The organism is Alphaproteobacteria bacterium (assembly GCA_018667735.1).
In the GTDB taxonomy this organism is placed as follows: domain Bacteria; phylum Pseudomonadota; class Alphaproteobacteria; order Rickettsiales; family JABIRX01; genus JABIRX01.
The window spans coordinates 1-12,655 of sequence record JABIRX010000049.1 but is presented as its reverse complement, the minus strand read 5'-3'; the positions used below and the strand labels follow the sequence as shown (position 1 = coordinate 12,655).

At 29.4% G+C, this 12,655-nt stretch carries 12 protein-coding genes; 6 read left to right on the top strand and 6 right to left on the bottom strand.

The window, feature by feature from the left end:
- Positions 1-5: 5 nt before the first annotated feature.
- The 3 genes from mutM to HOH73_05225 all read left to right on the top strand — a co-directional run bounded on the left by mutM (position 6) and on the right by HOH73_05225 (position 2,132).
- Positions 6-827, top strand: a complete 822-nt coding sequence (gene mutM, locus HOH73_05235; protein MBT5828259.1) for a bifunctional DNA-formamidopyrimidine glycosylase/DNA-(apurinic or apyrimidinic site) lyase — start codon at positions 6-8, stop codon at positions 825-827.
- A complete protein-coding gene (locus HOH73_05230) occupies positions 812-1,168 on the top strand; it encodes a hypothetical protein (GenBank protein MBT5828258.1) in 357 nt (118 codons plus the stop codon). The genes mutM and HOH73_05230 overlap by 16 nt, the downstream gene beginning before the upstream one ends.
- Before the next feature lie 286 nt (positions 1,169-1,454).
- A complete protein-coding gene (locus HOH73_05225; GenBank protein ID MBT5828257.1) occupies positions 1,455-2,132 on the top strand; it encodes a DUF445 domain-containing protein in 678 nt (225 codons plus the stop codon).
- Here HOH73_05225 and HOH73_05220 read toward each other — a convergent pair.
- The 3 genes from HOH73_05220 to HOH73_05210 are packed head-to-tail and all read right to left on the bottom strand — an operon-like array spanning position 2,129 to position 6,157.
- Positions 2,129-3,064 carry a bifunctional methionine sulfoxide reductase B/A protein gene (locus HOH73_05220; GenBank protein MBT5828256.1) on the bottom strand — a complete coding sequence of 312 codons (936 nt, stop codon included), beginning with the start codon at positions 3,062-3,064 and terminating at the stop codon, positions 2,129-2,131. The two genes, HOH73_05225 and HOH73_05220, sit on opposite strands and share 4 nt — an antisense overlap.
- 54 nt (positions 3,065-3,118) lie before the next feature.
- Positions 3,119-5,845 carry a PAS domain-containing protein gene (locus tag HOH73_05215; protein MBT5828255.1) on the bottom strand — a complete coding sequence of 909 codons (2,727 nt, stop codon included), beginning with the start codon at positions 5,843-5,845 and terminating at the stop codon, positions 3,119-3,121.
- Positions 5,846-5,854: 9 nt separating this feature from the next.
- Positions 5,855-6,157, bottom strand: coding sequence for a helix-turn-helix transcriptional regulator (locus HOH73_05210; GenBank protein ID MBT5828254.1), 303 nt, complete (start codon positions 6,155-6,157; stop codon positions 5,855-5,857).
- A gap of 272 nt (positions 6,158-6,429) precedes the next feature.
- On the opposite strand from HOH73_05210, the gene HOH73_05205 reads away from it, so the two are divergent.
- Genes HOH73_05205 through HOH73_05195 form a run of 3 tightly spaced genes read left to right on the top strand, consistent with a single transcriptional unit; the run spans position 6,430 to position 7,846 of the window.
- The gene (locus HOH73_05205) at positions 6,430-6,648 is read left to right on the top strand and encodes a hypothetical protein (GenBank protein MBT5828253.1); all 219 of its coding nucleotides are present in this window, start codon (positions 6,430-6,432) and stop codon (positions 6,646-6,648) included.
- A gap of 37 nt (positions 6,649-6,685) precedes the next feature.
- A complete protein-coding gene (locus HOH73_05200; GenBank protein ID MBT5828252.1) occupies positions 6,686-7,006 on the top strand; it encodes a cupredoxin domain-containing protein in 321 nt (106 codons plus the stop codon).
- 9 nt (positions 7,007-7,015) lie between these two features.
- Entirely contained in the window at positions 7,016-7,846 is an 831-nt protein-coding gene (locus tag HOH73_05195; protein ID MBT5828251.1) for a hypothetical protein, read from the top strand.
- A 387-nt stretch (positions 7,847-8,233) separates the two neighbouring features.
- On the opposite strand, the gene HOH73_05190 is transcribed toward HOH73_05195, so the two are convergent.
- Genes HOH73_05190 through HOH73_05180 form a run of 3 tightly spaced genes read right to left on the bottom strand, consistent with a single transcriptional unit; the run spans position 8,234 to position 12,291 of the window.
- Positions 8,234-9,769 carry a hypothetical protein gene (locus HOH73_05190; protein ID MBT5828250.1) on the bottom strand — a complete coding sequence of 512 codons (1,536 nt, stop codon included), beginning with the start codon at positions 9,767-9,769 and terminating at the stop codon, positions 8,234-8,236.
- Entirely contained in the window at positions 9,766-10,341 is a 576-nt protein-coding gene (locus HOH73_05185; protein MBT5828249.1) for a YfiR family protein, read from the bottom strand. Before HOH73_05185 ends, HOH73_05190 begins: the two co-directional genes overlap by 4 nt.
- A gap of 15 nt (positions 10,342-10,356) precedes the next feature.
- Positions 10,357-12,291, bottom strand: a complete 1,935-nt coding sequence (locus HOH73_05180) for a TonB-dependent receptor (protein MBT5828248.1) — start codon at positions 12,289-12,291, stop codon at positions 10,357-10,359.
- Positions 12,292-12,655 lie beyond the last annotated feature (364 nt).

Here is a 12,655-nt window from a genome sequence, read left to right as displayed (position 1 = left end):
TCTTCATGCCAGAACTTCCTGAGGTAGAAACCGTAAAAAATTATTTAAGCCCCTTAATCAAAGGCAAAGAATTTAATGCTATAGATGTTTTAAATGACAAATTGCGCGTCAAAGTTCCAAAAAACTTAGTTAATCAAGTTACTAATAGTAACATTGAAAAAATTACGCGGAGAGCTAAATATCTCTTAATTTACCTAAAAAATGACCAAGTTCTTATTATACACCTTGGTATGACTGGCAAAATATTTGTCGAAAAAAAATTAAAAAATGAAAAACATGATCATGTAATTTTTACTCTTAATAATGGTGATTTTATGCGTTATAATGATGTAAGAAAATTTGGCTTAGTAACATGCCTAAATAAAAATAAGCTCGCTATTTCTAAGTTTTTCTCTCATCTTGGCATTGAGCCCTTAAGTGATGATTTCACGGGTAAATATCTTCAGGAAATATGCAAAAACTCTAATATTGAAATTAAAAAATTCATCATGGAGCAAAAAAAACTAGTTGGAGTTGGCAATATTTATGCTAGTGAAGCCTTATTTTCTAGCAAGATTCATCCAGAAACACCAGCTGCCTCCCTCAGCCTCAATGATGCAACCTCTCTAGTAAAGAATATAAAATCTATATTAATTCAAGCAATTGCAAAAGGAGGCTCTACTATTAAAGATTACCGCTTAGTAAATGGAGAATCTGGTTATTTTCAACATGAGTTTAAAGTGTATGGAAGAGAAAATAACCCTTGTAAAATATGCGCAACTCCAATAAAAAAGATGGTACAAGCAGGCAGATCAACTTTTTATTGTATAAAATGTCAAAAAAAATAGTTATTTTATTAAGCATTCTCATATTTAGCTTTTATGCAAAAGCACAAAATAACTTTGTTCCAGGCATAACAGATTTACCAGTGCCAGCAAATTTTCATTTAGAAGAAGATAGCTCAAGTGTTTACAATAATGGTTTTGACCGTTTAGTAACAGCTAGCTTTATAGGTAAAGCGCAAGAAGATGCAATTATTGATTTTTATTACAAAACTCTACCAGCCCTAGGTTGGGCAAAGCAAGCAAGGCTACTTTTCACGAGAGATGACGAAATTTTAATGATAAGAATATCTCGTAAAAATAAAGAAGAGTTAGTCATCAGCTTTAAGCTAACTCCAGCAAGATAGCTAATTATCACTTTAGCCTTTAGCTAGCCTTAAACAGAAGCTCTTAATTATAAATAATAATATTAGCAAGTGAAGCGTCAGTAGTTAAAATCACTTTTCATTGCAAAACCATATTAGAGCTGCTCTAATTTCTAACACAAGCATAAGGATAGAGTGACAAGTATTATACAGCCAAACAATCAAATATAAGTATATTTTATGTTTACTACATATTATATAATGACATTTTTGCTTGAAAGATTTATACAAAAAATCATATATAAACTAAACTAAATTAAGACAGCTAATGAATAAAAATATTATTACTAATATCTCAGCTTTATCAATTATATTAGTTAGCCTAATTATCCCCTTTTTTTCTTACAATATGCTTATGACTGGTTTATTTGCTTTATCAGGTAGTATAACTAACTCATTGGCAATTTATATGCTATTTGAAAAAGTTCCTTTGCTTTACGGCTCTGGGGTAATACCAGCAAGATTTTCTGAATTTAAACTTGCTATAAAAAATTTAATTATTACAGAATTCTTCAACCAAGAAAATATTGCTAGATTTTTTCAAGATAACAATAAAACAGCCGTTAAATTAAATGATAATATTGACTTTGAACGTATTTTTCACGAGTTAGAAGAAGCTATATTAAGCTCATCATTAGGCAGTATGATAAATATGATGGGTGGCAAAGAAGTTCTAGCTCCTTTGAAGGAACCAGTGATCAATAAATTAAAAGACATATCAGCAGAATTACTCGAAGAATTTCAGCATAATGATGAGAAAAGCAATATATCAAATATTATATTAGAAAAAGTAGAACAAATTATAGATAAGAGACTTGCAGAATTAACACCTGATATGGTAAAAAACATTGTCCAAAATATTATCAAGCAGCATTTAGGCTGGCTGGTAGTTTGGGGGGGAGTTTTTGGCGGTCTAATTGGCTTAATCTTTAGCTTTATCAGTTAAAATTTCCACCCATCTCTAATAAAATGACAATTATAACCATTTGGATTTCTTTTTAGATATTGCTGATGAAACTTTTCCGCCTCAAAAAAATCTTCCACTTTGACTAACTCTGTTACTATTTTATTTGGAAAAACTCCAGATTGACCTGCTTCTGTGATCAATGCTGAGGCTACACGCTTTTGCTCTTCATTCAGATAGAATATCGCTGAGCGATATTGACTTCCTATATCATTACCCTGCCTATTTTTAGTCATTGGATCATGCATTTGTAGAAAATATTTCAAGATCTCTTTATAAGAAATTTTATCTGCCATAAATGAAATCTCCACCGCTTCTGCATGATTTGATTTTCCCTCTTTAACTGTTTCATAAGTGGGGTTTTTAATTTTGCCACCCATATAACCAACTCTAGTTTTAATCACATGTTTTAACTCAGAAAAATAATGCTCTACTCCCCAAAAACACCCCCCTGCTAGATAGGCTTTACTTATATTTATTGTAAAATATTCAAGATATTTGGCATAACCTTTACTAGTTAACTCAGCTTTAGGGATAAAATCTAAAGCGGCTGAGTTAATACAATATCTAAGCCCCCCTTCTTCCTTTGGTCCATCTGTAAAAACATGACCTAAGTGAGCATCTGATAATGAGGATCTTACTTCTGTTCTAGTTGTATTAAGTGTGTTATCTTCTATCTGTGCAATTAAGCTTTCTTTGATTGGCTTAGTAAAGCTTGGCCAACCAGAAAAAGAATCAAATTTATTAATGGATAAAAATAAGGGCTCTCCAGTTGTGATATCAACATATATACCCTCTTCATTATTATCCCAATATTTATTGTTAAAGCTAGGTTCTGTTGCGTTATTTTGCGTGACTTCAAATTGCAATTTTGTTAATTTATCTAAAATTTTTTCATATTTGTATATTGCCATAATCTATTTAGTTCTATAAGCCCTTTTACATTAAAATTAGAATTGCATAATGCATCAGGTTTTAGGTATTGTAAAATAAAAAACACTTCCTACACCCAGTTCAGATTCGATCCATATTTCACCAGATAATTGTTGTATAATTTTCTTGCAAATTGCAAGACCAATACCAGTGCCAGCATATTCTTCTTTAGCTTCTAAACGCTTAAATGGTTCAAAAATTTGCTTAAAATATTCAGCTTCAACACCTATACCATTATCCGCAACAGAGATTTTATAATCATGTTCTTGTTCAATTGAGTTAATTTTAATTATAGGTTTATCTCTATTTTGTGAATATTTTAACGCATTACTAAGCAAATTTTGCATTAAACTTAATGTGGCTGGAAAGTTACCCCTAATAACAGGTAGTTGATCAAAAATAATTTCTGCATCATTTAGCCTCGCACTTTCCTTAAGATTATTTAATACATGTTGCAAAACATTATTAAGATCCACCTGTTCAGATATTAAGTTTGCTCTATTATCAATTTTAGAATATTCTAACAAATCGGAGATTAGATTCTTCATGTTAGTAGCTGCATCCACCATAAAATCCAAATATTTATTTGCCTTATCATCTAATTGATTGGTATATTTGTTTTTTAGGATTTCGGTTAAACTTAAAACTGTTCTAAGTGGCTCTTGTAAATCATGTGATGCAACATAAGCGAACCTTCCTAGCTCTTTATTTGACTCAGTCAATTTTTCCACTGAGGATTCTAATTTTATTTCTGACTGCACTAATGCATCCAAATAATTATGACTAGATATTTGCGCCGAAATCCATTCTGAAAATAGCTTTACTATTGCTATTTCCTCATCAGAAAATTTAACTCTATTATTGTGACCAAAGAATATTATGGAGCCATAAGAGCGATTATTAATTTCTATCTTTGCGGCTATAACATTGTTAAAAATGACTTTATTTTCATTGTTTTCATAGATTCTAAAATCTATTGCAATACCATTTTGATAATTATTTTCATTTAAGCATATAGCATATTTTTTGTAATCTGACAATTTGACTTTGCCACTATGATATCTATATTTAATGATCTTATGTTTTTTCTTTTCTTTAAAAATAAAACCACTATTTAATTCTAAATAAGTTGAAATTTCTTTTATTAAATCAGAGAATTTCTCTTTTAATGTTAATTTTGAATTAGCACTAATTGCACATATTTTCTCTAATATTCGGTAAGTTCTAGTTTTAGAATTTAAATCCCACAAACTTCCTACAACTCTTTTTACTCTTCCAGAAGCACTTCGTTCTGCTATTTGCCCTGTTATTAACACCCATTTAAAATTTCCTGCTTTATCTCGTAACCTAACCTCTAAAGAGATATTGCTTTTCTTATTCTTAATATGTTTGTTTATATGGCTATATAATCTATACAAATCCTCATGATGTACAATCTTGCGCCATACCCTTTTAGTTAGCTCTATATAGTTAGCTTGATACCCTAATATATCCTTCCATTTGTTACTTATATACAAACTATTACTAACCAAGTCTATATCCCAAATACCTGTATCTGCTGAGCTTAAAGCAAGCTCCAATCTTCTTTCATTTTTTATAATTTCTTTTTTATCAGCAATGATATGAGTGATATCTTGTATTTGTGATAAAAAATACAAAGGTTTATTATACTCATCCCTTACTAGAGATACATTCAAAAGAGTATATATAATATTGCCATTCTTTTTAACATAACGCTTTTCTATTTGAATAGCCTTTTTCTCTTCTCTAATTAACTTATTTTTTAAATCAGCTGAATTGCCTAGGTCATCTGGGTGGGTAATATCTTGAAAAGTTAATTTAAGTAATTCACTTTCTTTATAGCCTAGTAAATCACACAATGCTTCATTTACTCTATGCCAGTCTCCATTTATAGATACGATAGCTCTACCTATCAAAGAATTATCTATATAGGCCTTAATATATTGTTCATTTCTTAAAAGTAGACTATTTATGCGTTTACTTTCAGTAATATCTTCTATAGTTCCAGATAAATATTTTAATTTATTATCACTAGATTTTTCTATATTTATTTTAATATCAACCCATATATATTCTTTCTGCTTATTTAATATACGAATCTCAAAGTTTAAATTTTCTAATAAACCAGTTAATTGTAATATTTGCTCTTTAAAAAACTTTACATCCTGCTTATGAATATATTTTAGTAAAAGGGGTAGAGTTAGCTTTTCATTAAAAGTAAATTTTTCACCAAAATCAGCCGACAGATATAAGAGCTTGTTTTTAATACACCAATCCCAAACTAAATTATTATTGTTTTTTGTGGCTAACTCATAACGCCGATTAATTTCTTTTAACTTATCATTTTGTTTGACATAATCTGTCAAGTCGTAAAATGTGCCGTATAATTCTGTAATCTCTTTCGTATTATCATTGATAGCGACATTTGAATGAACTTCTATAAATTTTATTAGACCATCTGGCGTAACTATTCTTACTTTTGCAGAACAGACTACTCTTGTTTTGAGGCATTCTTTTAGCACGGAAATAACTTCAGATCTGTCCTCAGGATGATAAAAATTTACTGCACTGTCAAAGTCAGGCGTATATTTTGCTTTTTCTACACCGTGAATTTTGTAAACACGGTCTGACCAGAAAACCTGCTGAGTTAAAATGTTGTATTTCCAATAACCAACATGTGATAACTCAGCCGCTTTTTTTATCCAATCATCATTAGAATTTAAGTTTATGGCATTACTCATGCCCTAAACTTAACTTCCAATCACTTTTAAATCTGGTTGTGATGAACAACTAGAATCATCATCCAGAAAACCAGCTTCAAGATTAACACTACATTTAATAGTTAGGTCATTTGAAGTTAAATCAAATTTAATACCATTTTCTTTAAATATCTTCTCTATTTTGTAAAGCACATGGCCTTTACCATCACATATACCATCAGTAGATTCTACGTTTCTAATTACTACGTAGCTTACACCCACTAATTCGGCCAATTCTACTTGACTCATTTTTAATATTGCTCTCGCTGCTCTTACATAAGGTCCGGTTAACATAATTCCTCCTAAAATGTTAGTTAATAAATTACAAAAAATTATAATAATAATCTTTGTGACATAATTATAACCTATTTACAGTTTAAACATAGCTAAAATTTTATTTAACTGTATTTTTTATGTTTTCTGTAAGTTTTCTTTTGACTTTTAGAATGTTATGCTTATTTTTCTTTTCCAGGTTGTATTTTTTTAGTAAAGCTTTGTTTTATCAATTTTAAAAAGACATAAGCAACTGAATAGAATATTACTTATAACTTTTATTTAAAATTACTATGCAAGAAACCTTAAGCTTAATTGAAAAATACCTGGAAACATTAGATAGAGACTTAAAGCTTTTATTAAATATTCATGCTAATCAGGACAACCTAGATGATGTGCTTTCTTTTATAGAAGAGGCAAAGCATAATCTTGCTTTTATCCTAAACTCTTTAAACCACACCGCAACAAATATCAGGGACCTAAATGACAAACAGTTTGACAAAACTAATTGATAATGATAATTAATATCAATTAAATAATTGTAATAAAATGAAAAAAACCATATTCACACTCTTAATATTAGTTTTAAGCAAAAATTGCTTTGCGCTTAATGAATATTTTATAGAAATAAAAAATCATGAGTTTAAACCAAATATTTTAAATATTACAGCAGATGAGAAATCTAAAATTACAATAAGCAACCTAGATAATACTCCTGAAGAGTTTGAAAGCCATGATTTAAATCGAGAAAAGCTTATAATGGGTAATAAAAAAGTAGTTGTTTTTCTGGGTCCTCTAAAAAAGGGCGAATATAGTTTTTTTGGTGAATTTAACCCTAAAACCGCGCAAGGTAAGATAATAGTAAAATAGGTACGTAAAATGTTTTTTTCAGCTTTTATAGTTTTTAGAGAAATCTTTGAAATAATGCTAATTACTGGGATTGTAATAGGCGCAACTAATAATATGAAGAATAAGAAAAAAGCAATATCCCTAGGTTTTGCAGCAGGTATAATAGGCTCCATTATTTTTGCGATGCTAACCGACAAAATCACTGATTTAGCAGGAGGTTTAGGGCAAGAAATTACTAGCGCAATTATATTATTTATAGCATCATTTTTTATAGGTTGGACATTATTATGGATGCAAGCTCATGCAAAGGAATTAAAAATTAATTTTAATAATATTAGTCAGGAAATTAGCAAGGGAGAAAAAACCTACTTTATATTATCCTTAATTATTGCCCTTACTATATTACGCGAGGGGGCTGAAATTATCTTATTTACTTATGGCATGATTGCATCTGGAGAAGCTATACATAATATCATCATAGGTTCAGTAATTGGCTGTATTGCAGGACTAATAATTGGCTTATTAATGTATTTTAGTTTAGTAAAAATTCCACTGAGATACTTTTTTAAAGTAACTACGATATTACTTACCTTTTTAGTAGCCGGTATGTTCTCACATGCACTAGGCTATTTAACTTCGGCTGGTTATTTAAACGAACTTTCTAATGTAGTGTGGAATAGCTCTCACATTATTAGCAATGATAGCGTTATAGGACTATTCTTAGAAACATTATTCGGCTATAATGCAAATCCAAACCTTGCTCAGTTAAGTGGTTATTGTTTTATATTGCTTAGCTTCTCGTGTTATTTTAAACAAGATTTTATTGTAAAATCATTAAGGAAAGTAAAAATCCTTAATTAATAGTACAATATATAACTCCAAAATAAAACTCACCTTTAGTTATGAATTTAATTATCATCTTAATTATTAAATCTCCTATAAATCTAAGATTAGCTCAATAAAACTTAGTCTATTTCTGATCTAAACATTTATAGAGTAATTTTGACTAACTCATATAATAAATTAAACTTCTAATAGGCTATTCTTGAAAAAGATCTAAAAACAAATTTCATTCTTTATGCACACTCTTAGAAGAAAAACCTAACAAAATTATTAAATTATAAGCGCTATCTATCTATACTTTATGATATATTGTAAGATCTAAGTAAAGCTTAGACATTTTTCTATATATGAAAAATGTCCTGCATGGCATATTATCTGGTTGTTTTAGCTGTGACACAGCTCTAATTAGGCTATTTTTTTCTTTGCCAGCTCTTGAAAGATGGAGCGGTCATTATTAACATCAATTATGTTTAGTGGAAAATACATCACAACTTGAGACATTCTTCTTAAATCATCTCCATAATCTAAATATCCACCATTATAAGTTGTTAAATATTTCAAATATTGCAATTTTGCCCTAAGTAAATGTACATCATTTTGGTACTCTCTATGTTTTTCTAAAATATCCGCTATATCCTGCCCCAAGAAATCAGCACAGGTTATTTCAACTTTTAAACCTTTTGGTTCAATATCATTGTTAATAGTTAGGTTAATCTTGAAAGTTAAATCTGATTTGCCTAGAAATTTTATATATTTAGAGAAAATAAAAACTAGATTATGCATAATTTCTTTTACTATTATCTTGTCCAGTAATATCTCCTCTCTATCACAACCATATATATTATAATCTAAATTAAGGTCATTAAGAAAATCTAATTTTTCCGTCTTTATTTCACTCATAGCTTCTCCAAACAATAAGTTAGGGCTTACTTCTTTCACACCATCTCTGACTGAGCGCAAGTGATTCTTATAAAAACCCATAGTGTCATTTATGATGCCATAATAATAAAATACATTTAAATACACATCATTGTAATATGAAACATATTCTGGATCAATATCACCTATTGCTCTGCTGCTAATTATATCACCAAAAGCTAAAGTTGATTCTAATGGCTGCTTCATCTCATTAGTTAAATAATTAAATGTTGAAACTGAGTTTTTTATAACCTCGTTCAATTCTTTATTTCTTCTGACTACTTCATGCTCAAGAAAATTCATATGCTTACACATTGAGTTCATCAAATATTCTAATTTAGTAAGCTCGTTTGGGCTGGTATAATATAAAGACCCTTGCGAAATATACCGCTCAACATCTCCTTGCTGAGTAACTAACATTGAAATTGGCTGAGAAATAATATTTTGTAGTTTTTTAGCTAGAATGTAACCAATAATTAGAGCTATTAACATAATTATTAAAGCTATGATAGTTTGCTTAAACATATAAGATGACACACGACTTAGATCCGACTCTATATATAAAATACCTATTAATGACTGGTCAAAAGTGTCATTAATTTCTCGATATAATTGAAGTTTATCACTGGTAAAAAATATTCTGGGGCTTTTAATTACTGGACACTTGGTATTTGACCTAGTTCCAGAATAATATTTAGCAAAAATATTACCTTCCGTATCATAAACACACGCCAGCTGAATAGCTTGATTAGCACTTAATGCGTTTAAAGTCTCTAATGCTACTGAATTATTTCTAAAAACTAAAGCAGCGTTAATTCTATTACTAACTATAGTTCCTGTGATAGACAAATCATCTCTCATTTGTTTTTTTATGTTAATAATACCAGAAGTGGAGAATGCAACCACCGTCATGAGAATACAAATAATGGTTACAGATAAAATAATAAACATCAACTTACTCTTAACCGGAAAATGAGAGAATTTTTCTTTATAACCTAATATTGAGCTTAAAATTTTATTCATTGTCCTACTTCAGATAATTCCAATAATTTAGCATTAAAAAATATACCTTTCTCCTTGGCTTTATTATCATCTATGTCAAATCTTACTCTACCTCGGTAATTATAGAATTCTATAACACCACCCTGATCTATAAAATATTTTATGTCTCCAACCGATAATACTGCCTTCTTACATTTTTGGAGTATTTGCTCAATTTTATGTTTAGAACCATTTGTTACATATATAATATCACTATTTATAAGATCATCAATATCAGAGTTAACCCTTATTTTGACTGGTAAATTCTTAATTCTATTACGTTCAAAATTTTTTAATAGTACCGCCTTTTCTTTGTCCACCTCACCTATAATATCAATAATAATGATATTATCTTTATAAGCTTCCTGCCAGCCTTTATCAATATATTCGATAAATTTGTTAATAAAAGCAAATTTAAGCTTAATTTCTGCTAGCTCAGATCTTTGCTTAGCACTTACCTTTTCACTTGCTTCCAATGAAAATGAGCATAACAGCACAAAGCATAAAGCAAATGTAAAATTTTTAGCTATGTTAAAATAAATAAGCTTATTCATAAATAATCACATATTTTAGAAATCATAAGTTAATTTTAACAACATAGTTCTGCCAATCTCTCGCTGCATAGAATATAAGGCAGAACCCCACTCTCTATGTCTTGAATCTGATAAATTCTTTCCCATCAGAGAAACTTCTATTTCATCAGTTAGAGAATATGAAACTTTACTATCTAATTTTATATAAGCATCAACATCAACACCAAATAACTTATCTGACAGATTATCAGAGTAATAAAGATTACTATCCCATCTTAAATCATTCGTAAAATTATAATAAAATCTAAAATTGAGTAAATTTTGTGGCACTCTATTTTCTACAAAATGACTATAATCATTAGCTAAACTAGAGTGCAGAGCCATTTTGATAAATGAATAATTAAGTGTTAATCTTAATTTTTTGGTTGGCTCATAATTAGACGAAAATTCAAAACCATATGACTCACCATAAGCTGAATTATCTAAATTATAATTATAACTATCATCTAAAATCAACCCCCTTAAATTATCATAGTCATTGTAAAAAGCAGTTATATCATAAGAAACCCTTTTGAATGGCTTAGCCTTGTAACCTACTTCATAAGAGATAGTGGACTCATTATCAAATTGTTGGTTACCATTCATAGTCTTGCCAGTTGCACTATATATTCTGCTGTAACCATCCTCCCATCTTGTGGGGGTTCTAACCGACCTAGAAATAGCAGACCAAATATGATGATTTGCGTTAGGTAAGAATGATAGCCTTATAGTGGGTTGTATATTTTTATGTGTAAAATCATTATATTCAAATTTTGAGCCAAGTGTTAAAAACAACTTATCATGCTTTAACTCAGTTTTGTTTTGAAAAAAAGCACTGTAAATATTATAAGATAGTTTTGGTCTATCAAAACTTATATATTTTGCACCATTTATGGTCTGATCTTTTAAATTATCCTTAACCGCCCTATATCCTACACCATATAATAATTCATTTTTCTTACTATAGTCATATTTGTGCTGAATGCTAAAATCTATTGTGGAATTATCTAAATTTAAATATAAATCATTTCTATCATCATAATCAAAATATAATTGAGCATCTAATTTAGAAACTTTACTTATAAGGTTAGTATATTTACCTACTATATTTCCACCTTTTATTTCAGATTTATAGTTATAAATCTTTGCATGATCGGGGAATATAAACTCTTGTCTAGATTCTCCTTCATAAATTTCTGCTTGCAGCGTAATATCTCGATTATTTTCAAGTTCTTGCTCATATTTAAACCCCAATCTTTGCATGTTCCAATTATCGTCGGTAGGGTCTTTTGTATCTACATCATATAATCCGGCATAATTTCGATTTTTAAGAAAAAAACTATAATATTTATCATCATCAAGCTTACCACCATAGCGTATTGCTGAATCATTTTTAATATGATTTCCATTTGCTAACTCAAAATAATTACCTTGTGTATTTTTTGCACTTTTGGTAATAATATTTATAATACCATTTACCGCATTCGCACCCCACATTGCTCCGCCTGAACCTCTAATTACCTCTATTCTCTCAATATCATTTAATAAATAATCTAAGCTATTCCAATATACCCCCGAAAATAACGACACATAAGCAGATCTACCATCTACCAAAACTAGTAATTTATCTGAAAATCTATCATTAAATCCCCTGATACCAATTGCCCATTCATCTGTATCAATTTGCGACACCTGAATACCTGGAGCAAGCCTTAATGCATCAGGAATAGAGGTGGCACCTGACCTTTTTATATCTTCATGGGTAATTACATATGTTGCTGCGGGACTTCTAAAAGCATTCTCTTCATTTTTTGATACAGAAACTATCTCTATATTCATTAGCTCTTCTAGAGTCAGATTAAAATAATCTGTAGCATGGGCTTTAATGCATATGATGTAGAATATTAGACTATATAAAATTTTGTTTTTCATGGCAGCACTGATATTTATTTAACATTTTAGTAATATAATTTCGAGGCTTAAATACAATATTATATTTAATAACAAGCTATACATAACTATTTTTAGATTAAATTAGACATAAAAAGAAAAAAAAATCTATCTTTACTTGCTTTTTTTACTTAAGTGTAGTATTCAGCAATGTATTATTAATATCTGCTGAAGACATCTGTTATATTAATACATTTTACCTTATATAGTGAAAAGCAAGAATTTATTTAAGAGTTTTAAAGCAAGCAAAGTTAAAACTCTAACAGGCAGCTTGTTTCATGCCGTAAATCTCAAGCCTAATGCAGAAATTTACAAATTACTGAGCAAGGGGCAGGAGATTGGCTCC

Excerpts from the sequence above, each read along its gene's own strand:
- HOH73_05190 (MBT5828250.1), bottom strand. The coding sequence starts at position 9,769 with ATGAATAAAATTTTAAGCTCAATATTAGGTTATAAAGAAAAATTCTCT.
- HOH73_05225 (MBT5828257.1), top strand. The coding sequence starts at position 1,455 with ATGAATAAAAATATTATTACTAATATCTCAGCTTTATCAATTATATTA.
- mutM (MBT5828259.1), top strand. The coding sequence starts at position 6 with ATGCCAGAACTTCCTGAGGTAGAAACCGTAAAAAATTATTTAAGCCCC.
- HOH73_05195 (MBT5828251.1), top strand. The coding sequence starts at position 7,016 with ATGTTTTTTTCAGCTTTTATAGTTTTTAGAGAAATCTTTGAAATAATG.
- HOH73_05220 (MBT5828256.1), bottom strand. The coding sequence starts at position 3,064 with ATGGCAATATACAAATATGAAAAAATTTTAGATAAATTAACAAAATTG.
- HOH73_05185 (MBT5828249.1), bottom strand. The coding sequence starts at position 10,341 with ATGAATAAGCTTATTTATTTTAACATAGCTAAAAATTTTACATTTGCT.
- HOH73_05215 (MBT5828255.1), bottom strand. The coding sequence starts at position 5,845 with ATGAGTAATGCCATAAACTTAAATTCTAATGATGATTGGATAAAAAAA.
- HOH73_05210 (MBT5828254.1), bottom strand. The coding sequence starts at position 6,157 with ATGTTAACCGGACCTTATGTAAGAGCAGCGAGAGCAATATTAAAAATG.
- HOH73_05205 (MBT5828253.1), top strand. The coding sequence starts at position 6,430 with ATGCAAGAAACCTTAAGCTTAATTGAAAAATACCTGGAAACATTAGAT.
- HOH73_05230 (MBT5828258.1), top strand. The coding sequence starts at position 812 with ATGTCAAAAAAAATAGTTATTTTATTAAGCATTCTCATATTTAGCTTT.
- HOH73_05200 (MBT5828252.1), top strand. The coding sequence starts at position 6,686 with ATGAAAAAAACCATATTCACACTCTTAATATTAGTTTTAAGCAAAAAT.
- HOH73_05180 (MBT5828248.1), bottom strand. The coding sequence starts at position 12,291 with ATGAAAAACAAAATTTTATATAGTCTAATATTCTACATCATATGCATT.